General features: G+C 57.0%; 19 protein-coding genes, 3 pseudogenes and 1 other annotated feature. Of the genes and pseudogenes, 17 read left to right on the top strand and 5 right to left on the bottom strand.

All coding sequences use genetic code 11. The annotated features are described in order from the left end of the window. Nucleotide 1: 1 nt before the first annotated feature. From AP057_RS13245 to AP057_RS13235, 3 genes and pseudogenes are all read left to right on the top strand, one after another. Nucleotides 2–937, top strand: coding sequence for a hypothetical protein (locus AP057_RS13245; protein WP_055358937.1), 936 nt, complete (start codon nucleotides 2–4; stop codon nucleotides 935–937). A 105-nt stretch (nucleotides 938–1042) separates the two neighbouring features. After that, nucleotides 1043–2446: pseudogene (gene pulA / locus AP057_RS13240) on the top strand (type I pullulanase); the annotation flags it as partial. Nucleotides 2447–2581: 135 nt separating this feature from the next. Further along, nucleotides 2582–3367, top strand: coding sequence for a phosphotransferase family protein (locus AP057_RS13235; RefSeq protein ID WP_055358936.1), 786 nt, complete (start codon nucleotides 2582–2584; stop codon nucleotides 3365–3367). A 51-nt stretch (nucleotides 3368–3418) separates the two neighbouring features. Here AP057_RS13235 and AP057_RS13230 read toward each other — a convergent pair whose 3' ends face one another. Next, nucleotides 3419–3688: a YtzH-like family protein gene (locus AP057_RS13230; protein ID WP_055358935.1), complete on the bottom strand. Its 270-nt coding sequence runs from the start codon at nucleotides 3686–3688 to the stop codon at nucleotides 3419–3421. A gap of 139 nt (nucleotides 3689–3827) precedes the next feature. On the opposite strand from AP057_RS13230, the gene trmB reads away from it, so the two are divergent. Next, nucleotides 3828–4475: a tRNA (guanosine(46)-N7)-methyltransferase TrmB gene (gene trmB, locus AP057_RS13225; RefSeq protein WP_033009793.1), complete on the top strand. Its 648-nt coding sequence runs from the start codon at nucleotides 3828–3830 to the stop codon at nucleotides 4473–4475. A 481-nt stretch (nucleotides 4476–4956) separates the two neighbouring features. Continuing rightward, nucleotides 4957–5808: an MBL fold metallo-hydrolase gene (locus AP057_RS13220; protein WP_055358934.1), complete on the top strand. Its 852-nt coding sequence runs from the start codon at nucleotides 4957–4959 to the stop codon at nucleotides 5806–5808. Here the strand turns inward: AP057_RS13220 and AP057_RS13215 are convergent. Further along, the gene (locus AP057_RS13215; RefSeq protein WP_049625016.1) at nucleotides 5803–6099 is read right to left on the bottom strand and encodes a PepSY domain-containing protein; all 297 of its coding nucleotides are present in this window, start codon (nucleotides 6097–6099) and stop codon (nucleotides 5803–5805) included. The two genes, AP057_RS13220 and AP057_RS13215, sit on opposite strands and share 6 nt — an antisense overlap. Nucleotides 6100–6204: 105 nt before the next feature. Here AP057_RS13215 and AP057_RS13210 point away from each other — a divergent pair, with 105 nt between their 5' ends. The 11 genes from AP057_RS13210 to ccpA all read left to right on the top strand — a co-directional run bounded on the left by AP057_RS13210 (nucleotide 6205) and on the right by ccpA (nucleotide 17140). Next, nucleotides 6205–7281: a M42 family metallopeptidase gene (locus AP057_RS13210; RefSeq protein ID WP_044744770.1), complete on the top strand. Its 1077-nt coding sequence runs from the start codon at nucleotides 6205–6207 to the stop codon at nucleotides 7279–7281. An 84-nt stretch (nucleotides 7282–7365) separates the two neighbouring features. Next, the gene (locus tag AP057_RS13205; protein ID WP_033009790.1) at nucleotides 7366–7896 is read left to right on the top strand and encodes a DUF84 family protein; all 531 of its coding nucleotides are present in this window, start codon (nucleotides 7366–7368) and stop codon (nucleotides 7894–7896) included. Nucleotides 7897–7942: 46 nt separating this feature from the next. Beyond that, nucleotides 7943–8740 (top strand): DUF1444 domain-containing protein, encoded by a 798-nt coding sequence (locus tag AP057_RS13200; RefSeq protein ID WP_033014510.1) that lies wholly within the window; start codon nucleotides 7943–7945, stop codon nucleotides 8738–8740. A gap of 21 nt (nucleotides 8741–8761) precedes the next feature. Further along, entirely contained in the window at nucleotides 8762–9367 is a 606-nt protein-coding gene (gene ytpR / locus AP057_RS13195; protein WP_033014508.1) for a YtpR family tRNA-binding protein, read from the top strand. 56 nt (nucleotides 9368–9423) lie between these two features. Next, complete coding sequence (locus AP057_RS13190) at nucleotides 9424–11703, top strand: DNA translocase FtsK (protein WP_055358954.1); 2280 nt, start codon at nucleotides 9424–9426, stop codon at nucleotides 11701–11703. A gap of 127 nt (nucleotides 11704–11830) precedes the next feature. Beyond that, nucleotides 11831–13135, top strand: coding sequence for a UDP-N-acetylmuramate--L-alanine ligase (murC, locus tag AP057_RS13185; protein ID WP_049625013.1), 1305 nt, complete (start codon nucleotides 11831–11833; stop codon nucleotides 13133–13135). 147 nt (nucleotides 13136–13282) lie between these two features. Beyond that, nucleotides 13283–13732, top strand: a complete 450-nt coding sequence (locus tag AP057_RS13180; protein ID WP_055358933.1) for a DUF948 domain-containing protein — start codon at nucleotides 13283–13285, stop codon at nucleotides 13730–13732. Beyond that, complete coding sequence (locus AP057_RS13175) at nucleotides 13719–14114, top strand: hypothetical protein (RefSeq protein ID WP_049625011.1); 396 nt, start codon at nucleotides 13719–13721, stop codon at nucleotides 14112–14114. Before AP057_RS13180 ends, AP057_RS13175 begins: the two co-directional genes overlap by 14 nt. A gap of 7 nt (nucleotides 14115–14121) precedes the next feature. Next, on the top strand, nucleotides 14122–14454 hold the full coding sequence (gene ytxJ, locus AP057_RS13170) for a bacillithiol system redox-active protein YtxJ (protein ID WP_044743344.1): 333 nt from the start codon (nucleotides 14122–14124) through the stop codon (nucleotides 14452–14454). Between the two features lie 227 nt (nucleotides 14455–14681). After that, nucleotides 14682–15764, top strand: coding sequence for a bifunctional 3-deoxy-7-phosphoheptulonate synthase/chorismate mutase (locus AP057_RS13165; RefSeq protein ID WP_050368709.1), 1083 nt, complete (start codon nucleotides 14682–14684; stop codon nucleotides 15762–15764). Nucleotides 15765–16147: 383 nt separating this feature from the next. Then, nucleotides 16148–17140: a catabolite control protein A gene (gene ccpA / locus AP057_RS13160; RefSeq protein WP_055358932.1), complete on the top strand. Its 993-nt coding sequence runs from the start codon at nucleotides 16148–16150 to the stop codon at nucleotides 17138–17140. A gap of 197 nt (nucleotides 17141–17337) precedes the next feature. Here ccpA and AP057_RS13155 read toward each other — a convergent pair. Further along, a pseudogene (locus tag AP057_RS13155) lies at nucleotides 17338–18273 on the bottom strand (acetoin utilization protein AcuC); the annotation flags it as partial. A 25-nt stretch (nucleotides 18274–18298) separates the two neighbouring features. Continuing rightward, nucleotides 18299–18790: pseudogene (locus tag AP057_RS17125) on the bottom strand (penicillin-binding transpeptidase domain-containing protein); the annotation flags it as partial. Between the two features lie 99 nt (nucleotides 18791–18889). Further along, nucleotides 18890–19114: a binding site (T-box leader), on the top strand. A 50-nt stretch (nucleotides 19115–19164) separates the two neighbouring features. On the opposite strand from AP057_RS17125, the gene tyrS reads away from it, so the two are divergent. Beyond that, entirely contained in the window at nucleotides 19165–20424 is a 1260-nt protein-coding gene (gene tyrS / locus AP057_RS13145) for a tyrosine--tRNA ligase (RefSeq protein ID WP_015375638.1), read from the top strand. 46 nt (nucleotides 20425–20470) lie between these two features. Here the strand turns inward: tyrS and rpsD are convergent, their stop codons facing one another. Continuing rightward, the gene (gene rpsD, locus AP057_RS13140; protein WP_011232276.1) at nucleotides 20471–21073 is read right to left on the bottom strand and encodes a 30S ribosomal protein S4; all 603 of its coding nucleotides are present in this window, start codon (nucleotides 21071–21073) and stop codon (nucleotides 20471–20473) included. Nucleotides 21074–21170 lie beyond the last annotated feature (97 nt).

Below are 21170 nucleotides of genomic sequence, written 5' to 3'. Positions count from 1 at the left end.
CATGGGGCAGCTTTTGAAGCTGCGGGATTATATTTCCCGCTATGAAACGGATGTGTATCATTATGTGCCGGAGTTTATCCGGCTGAAACAATGGCAATGGGAGCAGGCGAAAGCGCGTTGGGAGGCGGAGCGGGACGCCGATGGCGCGCGGCGGGAACCGGGAGAAACGTGGGACTTTTTGCTTGACAAGCCGTCATGGTGGGAGCGGCTCATCGGCCGCTGGCGCCGCGGCCCGGAGCCGGAGATGGACGAAGAATGGCCGCCCGCCCCGTCTTTGAGCCGGGCGGCCACCCTCGATGAGCTGAAGCGGCAGTTTCTTGACGATTTGTTTGAGCTCCAGCTGAGATGGGCGAGTTCAACGATGACGCACATCTCTTTTGTGGATGAAGCATGGTACGGCGATGAAAGGTTGAAATATTTTTTGCAGCGGTTTCCGGACACCTATTTATGTTTTTACCGGCCAGTCGCGGCAGCCGGCAAGGCGGCCGTCGAGCTTGAGACGATTTTGTTGACGCCGGCGGCCGCTTGGTGTCTCGCGTTTGTCGAAGGGGAGCCGGACAACGTCGTCATCGCCTCCACCGGCCGGTTTTGGGTGGAACGCGCCGGAGCGGACACAGTGAAGCGGGTCAACCCGGTTATCTCGCTGCGGCGGACGGAAGGAATCGTTTCGGACATTTTCCGCCGGCACGGTGTGGAGTGGCCGATCCAACTGGCGGTTGTCAACCGCTATGGCTACATTGACAGTGGCCATCTCTTTCCATTTGTCCGCTATATCGATAAGCGAAACTATGAATCATGGTTTTCCCGCCTGCGCGGCTCGGCCCTGCCGCTTCGGCACGGGCAGCTGAAGGCGGCTGAAGCACTGCTCAGGCATTGCATCAGCTTTTCGAGCCGCCGTTATGACGGGAATAGCGGCGTTGATGAGTGGCAACAATAGAATCATGTGTGCATCGATGGGGCGACCGGCCGTTTTTTTGGCACCGCCCTTTTTCTTTTGCGTATGATAGTACTAACGGGAGGCAAAAAAAGGGGGTGAACCGCGATGCTTCACATCAGCAGAACGTTTGCCGCCTATTTGGACGAGATCGATCAAATAACAGTGATCGTGCCGAAAGCGCTCTGCCTCGACAACATGGAGCCGTTTGTGATGACGGCGCCAAGCGGAGAAGACATCCCGCTTGTGGTGCAACAAAAGGAGGACTTGGGCGATGCGGTCAAATATGTGTGCTGGTTTTCGGTGCCGTTTCAATTTGGAGAGACGCATTGGATTCGCGCCCGCTCCGGGGAGGATTCCGATGTGCAAATCGGGGCGGTGGTGCGGACGGCAGCGTTTGATGACCAGTTTTTTTACGACGGAAAGCTTGGCGTGGAGTATGCGAAAGAGCAGACGATCTTCCGCGTTTGGGCGCCGACGGCCACTGCCGTGAGCGTCAAGCTCGTCCATCCAGACCATGGCGATGTCCGCTATGTGCCGCTTGTGCGCGGGGAGCGCGGCGTCTGGTCGGTGGCCGTCTCCGGGGACTGGGAGCGGGCGCGCTATATGTATGTCGCCTGCATCAACCGCGTCTGGCGCGAGGCGGTTGACCCGTATGCGACCGCTGTCTCGGTCAACGGAGAGTATGGCGTGATCGTAGATTGGGAAAAAACGAAGCTGGCCAAGCCTGCTCCGCCGCTTCCGCCATGCCCGTCGCCGACCGATGCCGTCATTTACGAGCTGAGCATCCGCGATTTTACGAGCCATCCCGACAGCGGCGCCGTCTGGAAAGGAAAATACCTCGGGTTGACGGAGGAACATACGCGCGGGCCGAACGGGACCGTCACTGGGCTTTCCTATTTGAAGGAGCTGGGCGTCACCCATGTCCAGCTCATGCCGTTTGCCGATTTCGCCGGGGTCGATGAGCGCGATCCACAAGCGGCCTACAACTGGGGATACAATCCACTTCATCTATATGCGCCGGAAGGAAGCTATGCCACCGATCCGCATGACCCATACGCGCGCATTGTCGAGCTGAAGCAGGCGATCCGCGCGCTGCAGGAGAACGGCTTGCGCGTCGTGATGGACGCGGTGTACAACCATGTGTACGACCGGGAGCAGTCGCCGCTTGAGAAGCTTGTTCCCGGCTATTACTTCCGCTATGACGCCTACGGCCGGCCGGCCAACGGCACCGGTGTCGGCAACGATATCGCCTCCGAGCGGCGGATGGCGCGCCGCTGGATTGTCGATTCAGTGGTGTTTTGGGCGAAAGAGTACGGCATAAACGGGTTTCGTTTTGATTTGATGGGCGTGCATGATATCGAAACGATGAAGTCGGTGCGCGACGCGCTCGATGCGATCGACCCGTCCATTCTCGTCTATGGGGAAGGCTGGGACTTGCCGACGCCGCTCGCTCCGGAGCAAAAAGCGACGATGGCGAACGCCAAGCGGCTGCCGCGCCTTGCCTATTTCTAGGAGGTTTGTTTGGCAAGAAAAATGTTTGCATGCCGGGGTTGTATTTCAGTATAATACAAGTAACATGGACGGAAGCAGGCTGCGGGATGGCCGTCCTTTTTATTTGTACTTTAAGTCGCAGGTGAACATGCTTTGGAACAGTTACTAGGTAAGGAGTGGGCGATCACTCCGGCTGGCGGTGCAACAGGGGATGCGTATTTTGCGGAATATGAGGGAAAGAAGCTGTTTTTGAAACGGAATTCTTCCCCGTTTCTTGCCGTGCTGTCTGCCGAGGGCATCGTCCCGAAGCTCGTATGGACGAAACGGCTGGAAAACGGCGATGTGTTTACGGCTCAGCAATGGCTGAACGGGCGGGAACTGAAGCCGCATGAAATGAAGAGCAGGCAGGTGGCGGCGCTGCTGAAGAAAATTCACGGCTCGAAAGAACTCGTGACGATGCTTCAGCGGCTTGGCAAAACGCCGCTGCACCCTAAGGCGATGTTCGCTGCGCTCGCTGAGCAGCAGAGGCGCCATCCGCTCGGTTCGGCGGCCGTTTCCGAAGCGCTCGGCTGGCTTGAGCTGCGCGTCCCGCTCCTGCCGGCTGATCAATATGTCGTTTGCCACTGTGACATCAATCATAACAATTGGCTGCTTGCCGATGACGGCACGTTGTACTTGATCGATTGGGATGGGGCGGTCATTGCGGATCCGGCCATTGACATCGGCACACTGCTTCATCTATACATTCCACGCGCCGAATGGGAAGCGTGGCTGCGCGAGTATGGGTTGGCGTGGACGGAGGAGCTTGGCCTCCGCCTGAAGTGGTATACGATCGCCCATACGCTTTACTCGCTGTTTTGGCCGAAGGGAAAGGACTGGAAAAAAGAAAAGGAGCAGTCGCTCCAGTTTTTGCACCGTGTGTTGTCCGACCCGCTTTGACGTGCACCGAAGCGGCAGCGCAAAGCGCGGCGGTTTGGCGCCGCCCCCTGTTCAGGAGAGCTCGTTCACCCAGTCGGCGAGCTGGCTTTGATGAGCGGAAATGTGGGCGCTTAAATCGGCGCTGTATTTTCCGTCTTGGCCGTAGGCGTAAATGTTCGGAAGAATTTGCTTGACATGGGCGTTCACTTCGCTATTGGCAAGCAGCGACTTTACAAGCCGCTCAATTTGTTCACATTCGGAGACGGTTCCGCAGCAATCAAGTTGATGTTCGGATAAAATATCGCGGAGCACGGTCAATTGGTCGTTATGGTCGAGCGTCATGTCGATCACCATCCTTCAAGCAAAGCTGTACGTTGTTAATATGCCCGGGCGCAGCAGCGTTTATGCCCGGGCGTTTGCTTCTTTGGGCGCGACTATGATATCGTCAAACTGACAAATTCAACGAGGCAGAGGTGTCCGTATGCGTTTGCGCAACAAACCGTGGGCGAAAGACAAAATCGCCGCTTATCCGCATTACGTCATTCCCGACCCGGAAGCGAGGCGTGGGCGATGGCGCGAACTGTTCGGCAACGAGCGGCCGATCCATATTGAAATCGGCACGGGGAAAGGGAAATTTATCACCGAAATGGCGAAGCTTCATCCTGATCTCAATTTCATTGGCATCGAGCTGTATCCGAGCGTGCTCGTATCAGCGCTTGACAAGCTGATTGAGAGCGAGCTGCCGAACGTGCGGCTGCTCAATGCCAATGCGAAAGACCTCGGCACATTTTTTGCCGACGGGGAAGTCTCCCGCATTTATTTGAATTTTTCCGATCCGTGGCCAAAAAAGCGGCACGAGAAGCGGCGGCTTACATATCGGGATTTTTTGGCGCTTTATGAACGCATTTTAACGGAAGACGGCGACATTCATTTGAAAACGGACAACCAGTCGTTTTTTGAATACTCGCTCGTCAGCTTGTCGCAATACGGCTTTGTGCTCGCGGCGGTTCAGCTCGATTTGCATCGGAGCGATGTCGAAGGCAATGTGATGACCGAATACGAGGAGAAGTTTTCCGCTAAAGGCAACCGCATTTACCGCTGCGAGGCGGTGCGCCCGCGGCGGGCGTAGCCGCAAACGGAAGAGCCCCAACAGGCGGGGCTCTTTTTTGTTTTACGAAAAGCCGACAGGGGCGGACGCTGCGCTGCCGCGACCAAGAGGGCACGATGCCGGCCCAGTCTGCGAACATCAAAGCGGATGAGCGTTTCCGGCCTTACAAAAAAAGGCAGTGTCCCAAAAGGATCGGGACACCCCCTTTCGTTTTTATATATACACCGATCGCTTCTTCCGCGCTATATTTTGTGTCTATCCTGAAGACAGACAGCCTTTTGGGTCAGCCCCGCTCAAACGGAAACATGTTGCACCACACCGATTTTCATCCCGTTTTTGGTCATCGATATGATCGTCGGCTCAAACAGAAAAATGTTGAACCGCATCGGTTCACCCACGGAACACCGCCGTTTTCCCCATCGGTTTAGAACGGAACGGCGGGGCGGTTTTTTTCTTTCTCGATTATGAAGAAAATGGTACACTAAGGAAGGGGGAGATGGACATGGAACAGCTGAAAATCGGGCAAATCACCTTGACGTGGCTGAACGGAGGCGTCACTCACCTGGACGGCGGGGCGATGTTTGGCGTCGTTCCGAAGCCGCTTTGGTCGAAAAAGTATCCGCCAAACGACAACAACCAGATTGAGCTGCGCACCGACCCGATTTTGGTTGAAGCGGGCGGCAAGCGGCTGCTCATTGAGTCCGGCATCGGCAACGGCAAGCTGACCGACAAACAAAAGCGCAACTTCGGCGTCACCGAAGAATCGTCGCTCGATGAATCGCTTGCCGCGCTTGGGCTTGCGCGCTGCGACATTGACATTGTCATCATGACGCATCTTCATTTTGACCATGCGTGCGGCTTGACAGTGTGGGAAGACGGGCGGCTCGTGCCGGCGTTTCCGCGGGCGGCGGTCATCGTGTCGGATGTTGAGTGGGATGAGATGCGAAATCCGAACATTCGTTCACGAAATACGTATTGGAAAGAAAACTGGGAACCGATCGCCGAACAAGTCGTTCCGTTTGCGAAAGAGACCGAAGTCGTTCCGGGAATCCGCCTTATACATACCGGCGGCCACAGCGCCGGCCATGCGATCGTGGTGATCGAATCAGACGGGGAGATGGCGATTCATCTTGGCGATTTGCTCGGGACGCACGCCCATCAAAACGTGCTTTGGGTGATGGCGTACGACGACTACCCGATGGATTCCATTTTTGCCAAACAGCGATGGATCCCGTACGGCATGGAGCGAAACGCCTGGTTTACGTTTTACCACGACGCTTATTACCGGGCGGTGAAATGGCAGGCGGACGGCGCGATCGCCGCAGCGGTGAAGCGGAACCGGCCGTCGCTATAACGGTTTGGCCTCGATGACCGCGCCGGTGTAGGCGTTGACGAAAAATTCCGCGTCCCCGTCATCGCGGCAAACGCCGCCGCGGTAAACAGTGTACGTCAACCCGTTTTTCTCATACTGCTCCGGCGCAACTTGAATCCATGAACCGCGAATGGGGAGCGGTCCGCCGAGCGCGCGTTTCGCCATCGCGAGCGCTTGTTCCGGCGCGAGAAGCGTCGGCTTTGCGGCGGCGCGGACGGCGCAGATGGCGGCGGCGCCCACTGCGGCGCCAACGATCCATTTTTTCCAAGCCATGCGTTCGGTCCTCCTTTTGCCTTGATACGGTTTAGTATAGCCGATTTTGGCGAAATAGGTAAGCAGAACGGGAAAAGGAACTGAAAACAGAAAGGAAGATAGGCGATGAATGAAGAAACGCTCCAATTGTTTCAGACGTTGACCGAGCTGCCGGGGGCGCCGGGCTATGAACATCCGGTGCGCCAGTTTATGCGCCAAGAGCTGGCGAAGTATGCCGACGAAGTGGTGCAAGACCGGCTCGGCAGCGTTTTCGGCGTCAAGCGCGGCGACGAAACCGGCCCGACGGTGATGGTCGCCGGTCATATGGATGAGGTCGGGTTTATGGTGACGGCGATCACCGACAACGGCATGATCCGCTTTCAAACGCTCGGCGGCTGGTGGAACCAAGTGCTGCTCGCCCAGCGCGTGCAAATTATTACGGACAACGGGCCGGTCATCGGCGTCATCGGCTCGATTCCGCCTCACCTGCTTGATGAAGAGCAGCGCAATAAGCCGATGGACCTGAAAAACATGCTCATTGACATCGGTGCGGAAAGCCGCGACGACGCGGAGCGCATCGGCATTCGCCCCGGCCAGCCGATCGTGCCGGTCAGCCCGTTTACGCCGTTGGCGAACGGGAAGACGGTGATGGCGAAGGCGTGGGACAACCGGTTTGGCTGCGGGTTGGCGATTGAACTGCTGAAAGAGCTCCAAGGCGCTGCGCTGCCGAACGTCCTGTACGCCGGCGCGACTGTGCAGGAAGAAGTCGGGCTGCGCGGGGCGCAGACGGCGGCCACGATGATCAATCCGGACATCTTCTTCGCCCTTGAGGCGAGCCCGGCGAACGATATGACCGGCGACAAGCAGGCGTTTGGCCATATCGGGAAAGGAGCGCTCGTCCGTCTGTACGACCGGACGATGATCACGCACCGCGGCATGCGCGAATTTGTGCTCGATACGGCCGAGTCGCTTGATGTGCCGTACCAATTTTTCATTTCCCCGGGCGGGGGGACAGACGCCGGGCGAGTCCATGTCGCCAACCGCGGCGTGCCATCGGCGGTGATCGGCATTTGCGCCCGCTACATTCATACGCATGCGGCGATCATTCATGTCGACGATTATGCGGCGGCGAAAGCACTCATCGTCGAGCTCGTGAAACGGTGCGACCGGGCGACGGTTGAGGCGATCCGCCAAAACAGCTAGGCAAAGAGAAACGAACGGCAGAGCGGAACAAAGGGAGGGGGAGAAGCGGCAGCTTCTCCTTTTCCATGCGAAGGAGGGCCAATGATGAAAACTGTTGCGGTCGGAACGAAAAACGAAGCGAAAGTTGCCGCCGTCCGCGCGGTGTTCGCCGCGCCGTCGTGGCGCCTTGTACCGCTGGACGTGCCCTCCGGCGTCTCCGTCCAGCCGCTGTCCGATGAAGAAACGCGGCTTGGGGCGATGAACCGCGCCAAACGGGCGCTGGACGCGGCAGGAGCGGAGATCGGCATCGGGTTGGAAGGCGGCGTGATGCGGATCGACGGGCAATGGTGGCTGTGCAATTGGGGGGCGTTGGCCGACCGAAGCGGCCTTGTTCTCACCGCGGCGGGTGCGCGCCTTGCCCTGCCGCCGGAGATCGGCGCCGGACTTGAAGCAGGAAGAGAACTCGGCGAGGTGATGGAGGAATATACGGGGCGGCGGAACATTCGCGCAAATGAAGGGGCGGTTGGCGTGCTGACGAACGGGCGCATCAAGCGTGCGGCGATGTTTTCCCACATCGTCGAGCTGCTGGCCGGCCACTATGAGTTTTTTTGCCAAAACGGACCGTTCACGGTATGATAAAAGGGAGCGGCTGACGACGCTATTATGCTAAGGAGGCAAACGAATGGACAGCCGGCAAATGTACGAGACGATTAAGAAGCGTCTAGGCGGCCATCCTCACTGGACGTTTCGCTTTGACGCCAAGCAGGATGCGATGCGCATCGAGGATGAACGCACGAAAAAAGGCGTGACGATTTCGCTTCCCGGTGTGATCGCCAAGTGGCACGATCAAAAAGACGAAGCGGTGCGCGAAATCGTCTATTACGTGGAACAAACGCTGAAAACGATGGAAGAAGCGGCGGCGCTTTCCGGCAACGAGCGGAACATTTACCCGGTCATTCGCTCGACATCGTTTCCGACGGAGACGAAAGAAGGCGTGCCGCTTGTGCACGATGGCCATACGGCGGAAACGCGCATTTATTATGCGCTTGATTTAGGCAAAACGTACCGCTTGATCGATGAACAAATGCTGAAAGCGGAGCGGTGGAGCGCCGAGCGGGTGAAGGAAATCGCCCGTTTCAACGTCCGGTCGTTGCCGACGCCGGTGAAAGAAGACCGCGTGGCGGACAACGTGTTTTATTTTGTCAACACGAACGACGGCTATGATGCGAGCCGGTTGTTGAACGAGGCATTTTTGGCGGAAATGGAAGCGCGCATCGAAGGGACGATGGCGTTGGCCGTCCCGCATCAAGATGTGCTCATTATCGCCGATTTGCGCAACGAGGTCGGCTACGACGTTCTAGCGCAAATGACGATGAGTTTTTTTGCCGGCGGCCGCGTGCCGATTACCGCCTTATCCTTTTTGTACGAAAACGGAGAGTTAGAACCTATTTTTATTTTAGGAAAAAAACGGAGAACGTAAGGTGCAAGGAGGAATCAACCGATGAATGTATTTTACAATCGCGAAGGAATCGGCGATGTATTGCTTGTGTCGCTGAAGCCGATTCCTGCCGAAGAGCGGGCGTTTGTGAAACGAGGCGACGTCGTTCGCATTTTTTCGGAGCGGAGCGGAGAGACGGTCGGTTACAACATTTTTTCCGCTTCTTCATACCATCCGTTTTCCGGCAACGGCCCGCTCGATGTCGATGAAGAACTCGTTGGCGTCATCAATGACATTTTGGCGAAAAACGGTTTTGACGAACCGATCGAGGCTGATTTGTCGCCGAAGTTTGTCGTCGGATATGTGAAAGAAAAAACGAAGCATCCGAACGCCGACAAACTGAGCGTCTGCCAAGTCGATGTCGGCGGTGAAGTGCTGCAAATCGTCTGTGGGGCGCCGAACGTCGCCGCCGGGCAGAAAGTCGTCGTCGCCAAAATCGGCGCCGTCATGCCGAGCGGCCTTGTCATTCAGGAAAGCGAGCTGCGCGGCGTCCGGTCATCCGGCATGATTTGTTCGGCGCGCGAACTCGGGCTGCCGAACGCCCCGCAAGAAAAAGGGATTCTTGTGCTCTCCGACGAGTACGAAGTCGGCCAGCCGTTCGTGTTTTGACCGTCCCGGCGGCGTTTTTGCCGACAATGAATGAGATAGAAAGAGTGAAACGGCCGATGAAATTTTGGAAACGATGGCTTCGCATGTTCGCGGAGGAAGAAGAGAAGGAACAGCCGCCCATTCCTCAACCGGAGCGTGCAGAGGCGAAAGTGGTGTACCAATACCCGCAAGGCCGCTTTCGGTTTCCGCTCATTCCCGACGATCAGCCGCGGGAGGAACAGAAACAGCCGCAGCGGTTGGTAGACGGGGGAAGAACGCGGCCGGCCTCTGGCCGCCCGTCAGACAGCCTGGCGCGGGAAACGGCGGAAAAACGCCCGTTCCGCCCGTCCGATGTGCCGTCGCCGGTATTTGGGTATCAAAGACAGGGCGGCGAACAGCGGGGGGCAAAACGAACGCCGGTTTCCGACTTTAAGCCGGAGCAAAGCCGCTCCGCCTCTTTGGCGCCGCCCGAACAGGAAGAGAACAGCAAAGCGACCGCCCCACCGGATGAACAAGCCGCCGTTGCGGCCGGGAGCGAAACGGCAGCAGAGACTATGGCCAAGGCCGCGGAAGAAGGGGCGCCGCGATCGGATGAGCGGCAGCACGATCAGCAGGAAAGGGGCGCCGGGCAAGAGGAAGAGGAGCGGTCCGTCTTTGGCGCCGGTCCGCGGCTTGAAGAGGCGATTGAGAATGAAACGGCGGCGGAGAAGATCACCAAGGTGCTAGAAGAAGGAGCGCCGCGACCGGATGAGGGGCAACGCGGCCATGGGGCGGAGAAAGGCGCCGGACGGGAAGAAGAAGCGCGGCTGTCTTCTCCCCGTCTCGGACGGGCGCGCATCCCGTACAATGTGATGATGCTAAAGGAAGACCGGCGCAAGCTCGAGGAACGCTCGCGCCGAGACGGCTATTCGCTGCCGCCGTCTGCGTTGCTTGAGTCGCCCGGGGAGGCGGCGTCTGCTGACGAACAGTGGATTCGCGAACAATGCGCCCGCCTCGACCGGACGTTTGCGAGCTTCCATATCGGAGCGAAGGTCGTTGGGGCAACGCAAGGGCCGACGGTGACGCAGTTTGAAGTGCAGCCCGATTTGGGCGTGAAAGTAAGCAAAATTACGAGCTTGACGGACGACATTAAACTGAGTTTGGCAGCGAAAGACATTCGGATTGAAGCGCCGATTCCCGGAAAGCGGACGATCGGCATTGAAGTGCCGAACCCATCGAGCCGTCCGGTGCGGCTGCGGGAGATTTTAGACGACCGCGCCTTCCGCGAGCGCCGCTCTCCGCTCACTGTCGCCCTTGGGCTTGACATCAGCGGCGCGCCGGTCGTGACCGATATCCGCAACATGCCCCATGGTCTCATTGCCGGGGCGACCGGGTCAGGCAAAAGCGTCTGCATGAACGCTATGCTTGTCAGCATGTTGTACAAAGCCGCCCCGCATGAGGTGAAGTGGCTGCTGATTGATCCAAAAATGGTGGAGCTTGCCCCGTACAACGGCTTGCCGCATTTGCTCAGCCCGGTCATCACCGAAGCAAAAGCAGCCGCCGGGGCGCTCAAGTGGGCGGTCGGCGAAATGGAGCGGCGGTACGAGCTGTTTGTCCATGCCGGCGTGCGCGATCTTGAAAAATACAATGACCGTCTGCGTGCAAGCGGGGGAAGTGAGGCGCCGTTGCCGTACATCGTCATCGTCATCGACGAACTGGCTGATTTGATGATGGCCGCCCCGGCCGATGTCGAGGAATCGATTTGCCGCTTGGCGCAAAAGGCGCGGGCGTGCGGCATTCACTTGTTGATCGCCACGCAACGGCCGTCGGTTGACGTCATCACCGGCTTGATCAAGGCGAACATTCCGACGCGCATCGCCTTTTCTGTTTCTTCCCAAGTCGACTCGCGCACGATTTTGGATGTGAACGGCGCCGAGCGGCTGCTTGGGCGCGGCGATATGCTTTTTTTGGAAAACGGGTCAGCCAAGCCGGTGCGGTTGCAAGGCTGCTTCATTTCTGATGAAGAAATTGAGCGGGTCACCGCCCACGTGAAAGCGCAGCAAGCCCCTTCGTACATGTTCAGTCCGGACGAGTTCCGGCAAGCGGCGGCGTTCGGCGAGGAAGACGACGAGCTGTTTGACGAAGCATGCCGGTTTGTCATCGCCCAGGGAGGGGCGTCAACGTCAAGTTTGCAGCGTCATTTCCGCATCGGCTACAACCGCGCCGCCCGGCTCATCGAGATGATGGAGCATCATGGGCTCATCTCGGAAGCGCGCGGCAGCAAACCGCGCGATGTGCTGATGAGCGAGGAAGAGTGGGCGCGCTGGCGCGGGGAGCACGGAGGGCGCTCTGCCAACGGCGTTGCTTCCGGGCGGTAGTGTTTTGCCGCCGGCCGTGCTATAATGGGGAAATGAAACCGCCGGCGCGGCGGCATGAAGCAAATGGCAAAACTAGACGAATATCATATACTGTTCTACAGAGAGAAGATGGCTGGAGGGCTTAGCGATGACAGTTTACCATTTTGTTGGCATCAAAGGCACGGGAATGAGCGCGCTTGCACAAGTGCTTCATGATCTCGGTTATACAGTGCAAGGGTCGGATGTAGAAAAGTGGTTTTTTACGCAAAAGGCGCTCGAGGAACGGGGCATCCCGGTTTTGCCTTTTTCCAAAGACAATATCCGCCCAGGTTATACGGTCATTGCCGGCAACGCCTTTTCCGATACGCATGAGGAAATCGAAGCGGCCCGTCAACTCGGCGTCCCTGTCATTCGATACCACCGCTTTTTGGGCGAGCTGGCGGGGAAATTCACAAGCATCGCGGTGACCGGCTCACATGGAAAGACGACGACGACGGGCTTGCTCGCTCACGTGATGCAAGGGGCGCACCCTACGTCATATTTAATTGGGGACGGAACGGGAAGAGGGGAGCCGGGGAGCAAATACTTTGTGTTTGAGGCGTGCGAGTACCGCCGGCATTTTTTGTCCTATTTTCCCGATTATGCAATCATGACGAACATTGACTTCGACCACCCCGACTATTTTGCCAATATTGACGACGTCTTTTCCGCCTTCCAACAAATGGCGGAACAAGTGAACAAGGCGATTGTCGCCTGCGGGGATGATCCGTATTTGCCGAATCTCCAGGCGAAAGTGCCGATTTTGTTTTACGGGCTTAGCGACGAAAACGATTTTCAGGCGCGCAATATTGTCAAGACGCCCGAAGGGACGGCGTTTGACGTGTTCGTGCGCAACACGTTTTTTGCCTCTTTTTCCATCCCGCGCTTTGGCACCCATAACGTGCTGAATGCGCTCGCGGTCATCGCCCTTTGCCACTATGAAGGCATTGACGCCGGCACGATCGCCGCCCGGCTGCAGACGTTCCAAGGGGTGAAACGCCGCTTCAGCGAAAAAACGGTCGGGCGCCAGGTGTTGATTGACGATTATGCGCATCATCCGCGCGAAATTACCGCCACATTGGAGGCGGCAAGGCAAAAATATCCGGGACGCGAGGTCGTTGCCATTTTCCAGCCGCACACGTATACGCGAACGCAGACGTTTTTGCGCGAGTTTGCCGAAAGTTTAAAGCAGGCCGACCACGTCTATTTATGCGATATTTTCGGCTCGGCGCGCGAACGCGAGGGCAAGCTGTCCATCCGCGATTTGCAGGCGCAAATTCCGCGCTCGCAGCTGCTTGAAGAAGACAACGTCGCAGTGTTGAAGCAGCATCCGGATGCAGTGTTGGTGTTTATGGGCGCCGGCGATATTCAAAAATTTCAACAGGCGTACGAACAGGCCGTTCTGTCCGCGTAGCGGCCGGCCGGGAAGCGGGCTGTGACCAAAACAGCCCGTTTTTCGTTGGGCGGCAGGAATCGAATGAGACGGCGGCGAACGTTTAAAGGCGGAGGCAAACGGGTACAAACGGGATGAGGCGGTCCGGACGGCAAGGAGGGAAACGAAGTGGAGTGGCTTTTGTACGCGAGCGCTGCGGTGGCGGCGGCGGCGTTTTTGTTGCTTGTCGTGTACATCGCGAGGACGCTCGTCGTCCTGCAGGAAACGCTGCGCCGGCTGACGGCGGCGGTGGGCCATACGGAGGAGCAAGTGCAAGCGGTGGTCCGCGAAGTCACCGAGCTTTTGCATACGGCGAACGACATCGCCGGCGATGTGCAAAAGAAGGTGGAAAAGCTGAACAGCGCCGTCGAAGCCGTCAGTGAAGTCGGCGACGCCGTCCGCTCGTTCAACCGCGCCCTTCAGCAGACAGTCGCGGCGCTGTCGGCTCGAGCGGGCGGCGGGCGGAAAAAATGGCGCAAAACGTTGCGATGGGCAAATGTTTTGCTCGATCTAAGGGAAAAATGGAGGGAAAGGGAACGATTGCGTGAACAGGAGGGAATGCAAAATGGCGAAAAATAACGGCGGATTTTTGCTTGGGGCGCTTGTCGGCGGCATCGCCGGCGCGGCGGCGGCCATGTTTTTAACAAGTGAGAAAGGACGGCAATGGCTCGCGGAATGGAGCAGCAGCGAAACGTGGGAGCCGGTGAAAACGACGGCGGCGGAATGGTTGGAAACAGCGAAAGAGAAAACGAAGGAAATCGCCGAGTTCATCCCGCTGAAAACAGCTGAGGCCCCGTCCGAAGGCGAAGAGGCAAAGACCGGTGCTGAAAAAGCGACGATCCCGATTCCGCCATCCGCTGAGCCGGCCGACCGCGAGACGCTGCAAAAGCTGTTTGAGGAAGCGGAAGCGGCGCTCGATGACGCCGAGCAAACGATGGGACACCGAAGCGGAATGGAGTGAGCAGAACGTGGGAATGGAGAAACTGGAAACCGTCGAACAGTTTGAACGCGTCAAGAAGGAAACGAACCGCTTTTTGTTCGTCAAACATAGCCTAACATGCCCGATCAGCCGAGCGGCGTTCGGCGAATGTGAAAAGTTCGCCGCCGATCACCCGGAGCTCGCGGTATATTGCCTGTACGTTCAAGAAGCGCGGCCGCTCTCGAACTACATCGCCGAGACGACCGGCGTTAAGCACGAATCGCCGCAGGCGCTTTTGTTTGAAAACGGCAAAGTCGTCTGGCACGCGTCCCATTGGGCTATTACGTACGATGCGCTGAGAACGAACATAGCCACCGCCTAGCCGCCTGTCCGCGCGACAGGCGGTTTGTTCTCCTTTTAAACTTTACCACTTAAAAGCGTTTAATCAAAAAAGCATTTTTTTCGTGACAACCGCTAGGTCATCGATTATAATAAAGACTAATTACAAAACTTCGATCTTCAAAACGGGGAAGCGCCCCGAACGCAGCCGGCGGCGGCCGCTATGGGGCGGAAACGATGCATGAAAATGGGCGAAAGGATGAGAGAAGCATGAGCAACGAACGGTTGGAGGAGCTGCGGGCAAGGGTCGATGAGATTAACCTGCAATTGTTGAAGCTGATCAACGAACGGGGGCGGCTCGTTCAAGAAATCGGCAAGATCAAAGAAGCGCAAGGAACGCACCGCTACGACCCGGTGCGCGAGCGGAAAATGCTCGACCTCATTTCCGAGCATAACGACGGTCCGTTCGAAACGTCGACGCTGCAGCACATTTTCAAGGAAATTTTCAAAGCGGCGCTCGAATTGCAAGAAGATGACCATCGGAAAGCGCTGCTTGTCTCGCGGAAAAAGCATCCAGAAAACACGATCGTCGAGGTGAAAGGAGAGCGGATCGGCGACGGCAAGCAATATTTTGTCATGGGCCCGTGTGCGGTGGAAAGCTACGAGCAAGTGGCTGCGGTCGCCGAAGCGGTGAAAAAACAAGGCATCAAGATGCTGCGCGGCGGTGCGTACAAACCGCGCACGTCGCCGTACGATTTCCAAGGGCTCGGCGTGGAAGGACTGAAAATTTTGAAACGGATCGCCGATGAGTTTGATTTGGCGGTCATCAGTGAAATCGTCACGCCGGCGGACATTGAAATCGCCTTGGACTATATTGACGTCATCCAAATCGGCGCCCGCAACATGCAAAACTTTGAGCTGCTTAAGGCAGCCGGCCAAGTGAATAAGCCGATTTTGCTGAAGCGCGGCTTGGCGGCGACGATCGAAGAATTCATCAACGCCGCTGAGTACATCATGTCGAAAGGAAACGGGCAGATCATTTTGTGCGAGCGCGGCATCCGTACGTACGAGCGGGCGACGCGCAACACGCTCGACATTTCGGCTGTGCCGATTTTGAAGAAAGAAACGCACTTGCCGGTGTTCGTCGATGTCACCCACTCAACGGGGCGGCGCGATCTGCTCATCCCGTGCGCCAAAGCGGCCTTGGCGATCGGCGCCGACGGCGTCATGGCCGAAGTGCATCCGGACCCGGCCGTCGCCTTGTCCGATTCCGCCCAGCAAATGGACATCGCCCAATTCAACGAGTTTATGGAAGAAGTGCGCGCCTTCCAGCGCCAGTTCGTCCAAGCGTAAAGGGCAAAGGGCGGTGTGTCGGCGAAAGAAGACGTCCCATTGTGTTGGGGCGTCTTTTGTTTTTGGGGCAGTGCGAAGCAGGCTGTGGTCGAGGCGGGAAATGGAGGCCGGTTGGGTTGGCGGCATGATAGGGCAACCGAATCGCGCTGTCTGGCGGATTCCTGTTTGCGCTGATGGCCGTTGGCGCCCAGCACAAAAACACGGGGAAACGGCGGGCTTCCTTTTCATGCAAGGGCGTGGTTTCGGGCAAACTACCGGTGAACGGTTTGTGAACAAACCGGCAAAAATGGTTGCGATTTCGTTGCGAGTTGGCGATAATGTATCGTATGATAGTTGTACATACATTCGGAATTTGACCGGTTGAGTGAAAAGGAGTGAAAGGAATGACCGTAACGATTTATGATGTGGCGCGGGAGGCGAACGTCTCGATGGCGACTGTTTCGCGTGTCGTGAACGGCAATCCGAACGTCAAGCCGTCGACACGAAAAAAAGTGTTGGAAGCGATCGAGCGGCTCGGCTACCGCCCGAATGCAGTGGCGCGGGGGTTGGCGAGCAAAAAAACGACGACGGTCGGGGTGATCATCCCGGATATTTCGAACATTTTCTTCGCCGAACTGGCGCGCGGCATCGAAGACATTGCAACGATGTACAAATACAACATTATTTTAAGCAACTCCGACCAAAACAAAGAAAAAGAGCTGCATTTGCTCAACACGTTGCTCGCCAAGCAAGTGGACGGCCTGTTGTTTATGGGCGGGACCATCACCGAAGAGCACGTCGCCGAATTTCAAAAATCATCGGTGCCGATCGTGCTGGCGGCGACGGTCGGGCCGGAGGAGATTCCATCGGTCAACATCGATTATGAGCAGGCGGCGTTTGAAGCGGTGACGTATTTGCTGGAAAAAGGAAACCGCCGTGTGGCGTATGTGACCGGTCCGACCGACGATCCGATCAACCAGCGGAAGTTGGCTGGCTACCGGCGCGCGTTGGAAGAGCGCGGGGTGCCATATGACGAAGAGCTGGTCGTTGAGGGCGACAATTCATACGACTCCGGCTTGGAAGCGTATGAGAAAATCGAGGAGCTTGCCGAACGACCGACGGCGGTGTTTGCCGGCACGGACGAAATGGCGCTCGGCATCATCCACAGCGCCCAAGACCATCACGTGCGCGTGCCGGAAGAGGTGGAAGTCGTCGGTTTTGACAACACAAGGCTTGCGACGATGGTGCGGCCGCGGCTGACGACCGTCGTGCAGCCGATGTACGACATCGGAGCGGTAGCGATGCGGTTGCTGACGAAGTACATGAACAAGGAGAAAGTTGACAACCATATCGTCGTCTTGCCGCACCGGCTTGAAGTGCGGGAATCGACGAAATAAGGAGCGAGGCTGATCCGAAAACGCGGAGCGTTTTCGGATCAGTCTTTTTCGCGTTTCCTCCGAACGCGGCCGCCGATGCGCTCTCGTTTGCGTTTCCCATGCGCCGCCAACAGGCGCGAACCGGCTCGATGGCGCCCATAAAAAGCAGCCACCTTCGCCTATTGTTTCTGAATTTGGAGGGCGGTTCGGTCGGCCGGTCACCGTGCCGGCCGCTGGCTGCGGATGAAATACAACGCTTTTTCCACCGTCTGGGCATTTTTTTCGCTGATCTCTGCTTTGCGCGGAATCGGGGGATACAAGTCATCCGGGTCGTCCCACTCAAGCGGAAGCGCGACGGGTGAAAGCGGTCGCTAACGTTCGCGCCACTCATCTGGCAGCGAGCCGGACACATCGGCTTGTCCCGTCATCTCGAGCCCAAGGAGCGCCCATGCCCGCGGCACGACGCGCCAGATGTCATAGCCGCCGACGACGACGGCGATCCAGCGTCCGCCGCAATATTCATGTGCGATTTCGTGCGCGAGCTTCGGAATGGCTCGGTACGTTTTCATCGTCACCGACAAATGGGTGAGCGGATCGTAATAGTGGGCGTCGACGCCGTTTTGCGTCACGATGACATTCGGGCGGAAAAAGTCGGCGATTTCCCGAAGCGCGGTCGTATAGACGGCGATCCATGATTCGTCTTCCGTGAACGCATCAACGGGAATGTTGAACGAATAGCCGTAGCCTGCGCCTAAGCCGCGCTCTTTGACATTTCCGGTCCCTGGGAACAAATAGCGCCCCGTTTCATGAATGGAAAACGTGCAAACGTTCGGATCGTCGTAAAACGCCCATTGCACTCCGTCGCCATGGTGGGCGTCCGTGTCGACGTACAACACGCGCAGTCCGTATTTCTCCCGGATGTATTGAATGGCGACCGCGCTGTCGTTGTAGACGCAAAAGCCGGACGCTTTGCCGCGGAAGCCGTGGTGCAGACCGCCTCCAAGGTTGAGCGCATGCTCGGCCGCTCCGGAAAGAACCGCGTCGACGGCGGTGAGGGTGCTGCCGACCAAAAGAGCGCTCGATTCGTGCATGTTGGGGAAAATCGGCGTATCCTCGGTGCCAAGGCCGTAGTTTTGCGCCGCCGCTTCCGATATAAATAAAAATGGCGCCGGCTGGCGCGATTTTATGCAAATAGTCGACCGGATGGCGGGATCGAATTCTCATATACGTCCGAACAGCCGGGATGTTGAACGATTGCTGCAAGGCATAGCGCGCCGTGACGAGCCCGTGCGTTTTTCCGTCCGCGTTTTTCGGTGTATACGAACCGATCGAAAGCGACAAGTCGGGAATGATCGTCGCCGGCTGGATGACGCCCATCTCCATCGCCGGCGCGTATACTAAGAGCGGTTTCATCGTTGACTCGTTGGACCGGTGCGCCTGGGTGGCGTGGTTCAACTGCTTGCGCCCATAATCGAGGCCGCCGACGAAGCTGATGATTTTTCCCGTTTTGTTTTCGATGAGCATCGCCCCGACTTCGACCGGTTGGCGATGGGGGATCATTTTTCCTGTTTTCTTGTCTTTGGTGTAATACACATTGTCGCTTCCGTAATATGGGTAGCGGGCGGCGATGCGCTGCATTTGTTCATAAATCTTTTTGTCGATCGTCGTATAACATTGTGGAATTTTGCTGATTTTTCGCCGTTTGTGCGAAAAGCGTTAGGGTTGACAGCGAGCGCATCGCTATGGTATAAGAATGTATATATTTCATATGAGAAAGCGATGATGGGAACAAGTAGCGGCTGCCTCCCTGGTGCAGAGAGCTGGCGGACGGTGCGAGCCAGTCCACAGGCAGGCGTGAATTACCTCCCTGAGCAGCGATGGCGAACGTTTTTGGCACCTAGTAGCCATCCGCCGGCCGGCGCCGTTATCCAAATGAGTGAGAAAGCACCATGCTTTCTAAGTAGGGTGGTACCGCGACGAACACTCGCCCCTTCATCACGGGCGGGTGTTTTCTTTTGCATGACATTTATAGAGAGGTGAAGGACATGGATTTGCTTGCGGAATTGCAATGGCGCGGGCTCGTCAACCAAACGACGGATGAAGACGGGTTGCGCAAGCTGTTGAATGAGGAGCGGGTGACGCTCTACTGCGGGTTTGACCCGACGGCGGACAGTTTGCATATCGGCAACTTGGCCGCCATTTTGACGCTGCGCCGCTTCCAGCAGGCGGGGCACCGGCCGATCGCCCTAGTCGGCGGAGCGACGGGGTTGATCGGCGATCCGAGCGGGAAAAAAAGCGAGCGCACGCTCAATGCCAAAGAAACCGTCGAGGCATGGAGCGCGCGTATTAAAGAACAGCTCGGCCGCTTTTTAGATTTTGAAGCGGACGGCAATCCGGCGAAAATCAAAAACAACTACGACTGGATCGGGCCGCTGGATGTCATTACGTTTTTGCGCGACGTCGGCAAGCATTTCAGCGTCAACTACATGATGGCGAAAGAGTCGGTTCAATCGCGCATCGAGACGGGCATTTCATTTACCGAGTTCAGCTATATGATGCTGCAGGCATACGATTTTCTCCGCCTGTACGAGACGGAAGGATGCCGCCTGCAAATCGGCGGGAGCGACCAATGGGGCAACATCACGGCAGGGCTTGAGCTTATTCGCAAAACGAAAGGCGAGGCGCGGGCGTTTGGCTTGACGATCCCGCTTGTGACGAAAGCGGACGGCACGAAATTCGGGAAAACGGAAAGCGGCACGATTTGGCTCGACAAAGAGAAAACGTCGCCGTACGAGTTTTACCAGTTTTGGATCAACACCGATGACCGCGATGTGATCCGTTACTTGAAGTACTTTACGTTCCTGTCGAAAGAGGAAATCGAAGCGCTTGAACAAGAGCTTCGTGAGGCCCCAGAGAAGCGGGCGGCCCAAAAGGCGCTTGCTGAGGAAGTGACAAAGCTCGTGCACGGCGAAGAGGCGCTCAGGCAAGCGATTCGCATTTCTGAAGCGCTCTTTAGCGGCGACATTGCCAATTTGACAGCGGCGGAAATTGAGCAAGGGTTCAAAGATGTGCCGTCATTCGTTCATGAAGGAGGCGACGTTCCGCTTGTCGAGCTGCTCGTTTCTGCCGGCATTTCGCCATCGAAGCGACAAGCGCGCGAAGACATCCAAAACGGCGCCATTTACGTCAACGGCGAGCGCCTTCAAGACGTCGGAGCCATATTAACGGCTGAACACCGCCTTGAGGGGCGGTTTACGGTCATCCGCCGCGGGAAGAAAAAGTATTATTTGATTCGCTACGCCTAAGAAAAAAGATCCGAAATGCCGATGCATTTCGGATCTTTTTTGCGCCTTAACGCGAGTAGAACTCGACGATGAGCGCTTCGTTGATTTCCGCTGGCAGTTCGGAACGCTCCGGCAAGCGGGTGTACGTCCCTTCCATTTTTTCCGGATTGAACGTCAAGTAATCTGGAATGTAGTTGTTCGCTTCGAGCGCTTCTTTAATCACTTGCAAGTTGCGCGATTTTTCGCGAACGGCGATCGTTTGTCCCGGTTTGACGCGGTACGACGGGATGTTGACGCGGCTGCCGTCGACCAAAATGTGGCCGTGCGTCACGAGCTGGCGGGCTTGACGGCGCGTGCGGGCCAACCCTAAGCGATAGACGAGGTTGTCTAGGCGCGATTCTAACAAAATCATGAAGTTTTCGCCGTGTTTGCCCGGCATTTTGCCTGCTTCTTCAAACGTTTTGCGGAATTGGCGTTCGTTCACGCCGTACATATGGCGCAGCTTTTGTTTTTCTTGCAGCTGCAAGCCATATTCCGACAATTTCCGCCGTTGCCCCGGACCGTGTTGGCCAGGCGGATACGGACGTTTTTGCAATTCTTTCCCCGTGCCGCTCAACGAGATGCCAAGGCGGCGGGAAATTTTCCACATTGGGCCAGTATAACGAGCCATTCGTTGCTCCTCCTTACGCTTTTATTCCCGTAAAATAAAAGCAGATGTGCGCCAACAATTATGGCCATTTTGTTTTCATGCATCCTCGCTCTCGCAG

It is taken from the genome of Geobacillus sp. Sah69, from assembly GCF_001414205.1.
Taxonomy (GTDB): Bacteria; Bacillota; Bacilli; order Bacillales; family Anoxybacillaceae; genus Geobacillus; species Geobacillus stearothermophilus.
Note: the sequence above shows the minus strand (reverse complement) of the source record. Positions and strands in the feature narration are given on the sequence as shown.

Bases quoted from the DNA above. Each gene is read 5' to 3' on its own strand.
- AP057_RS13245 (WP_055358937.1), top strand. From the start codon at position 2: ATGGGGCAGCTTTTGAAGCTGCGGGATTATATTTCCCGCTATGAAACG.
- AP057_RS13230 (WP_055358935.1), bottom strand. From the start codon at position 3,688: ATGACGCTCGACCATAACGACCAATTGACCGTGCTCCGCGATATTTTA.
- trmB (WP_033009793.1), top strand. From the start codon at position 3,828: ATGCGTTTGCGCAACAAACCGTGGGCGAAAGACAAAATCGCCGCTTAT.
- AP057_RS13220 (WP_055358934.1), top strand. From the start codon at position 4,957: ATGGAACAGCTGAAAATCGGGCAAATCACCTTGACGTGGCTGAACGGA.
- AP057_RS13215 (WP_049625016.1), bottom strand. From the start codon at position 6,099: ATGGCTTGGAAAAAATGGATCGTTGGCGCCGCAGTGGGCGCCGCCGCC.
- AP057_RS13210 (WP_044744770.1), top strand. From the start codon at position 6,205: ATGAATGAAGAAACGCTCCAATTGTTTCAGACGTTGACCGAGCTGCCG.
- AP057_RS13205 (WP_033009790.1), top strand. From the start codon at position 7,366: ATGAAAACTGTTGCGGTCGGAACGAAAAACGAAGCGAAAGTTGCCGCC.
- AP057_RS13200 (WP_033014510.1), top strand. From the start codon at position 7,943: ATGGACAGCCGGCAAATGTACGAGACGATTAAGAAGCGTCTAGGCGGC.
- ytpR (WP_033014508.1), top strand. From the start codon at position 8,762: ATGAATGTATTTTACAATCGCGAAGGAATCGGCGATGTATTGCTTGTG.
- AP057_RS13190 (WP_055358954.1), top strand. From the start codon at position 9,424: ATGAAATTTTGGAAACGATGGCTTCGCATGTTCGCGGAGGAAGAAGAG.
- murC (WP_049625013.1), top strand. From the start codon at position 11,831: ATGACAGTTTACCATTTTGTTGGCATCAAAGGCACGGGAATGAGCGCG.
- AP057_RS13175 (WP_049625011.1), top strand. From the start codon at position 13,719: ATGGCGAAAAATAACGGCGGATTTTTGCTTGGGGCGCTTGTCGGCGGC.
- AP057_RS13165 (WP_050368709.1), top strand. From the start codon at position 14,682: ATGAGCAACGAACGGTTGGAGGAGCTGCGGGCAAGGGTCGATGAGATT.
- ccpA (WP_055358932.1), top strand. From the start codon at position 16,148: ATGACCGTAACGATTTATGATGTGGCGCGGGAGGCGAACGTCTCGATG.
- tyrS (WP_015375638.1), top strand. From the start codon at position 19,165: ATGGATTTGCTTGCGGAATTGCAATGGCGCGGGCTCGTCAACCAAACG.
- rpsD (WP_011232276.1), bottom strand. From the start codon at position 21,073: ATGGCTCGTTATACTGGCCCAATGTGGAAAATTTCCCGCCGCCTTGGC.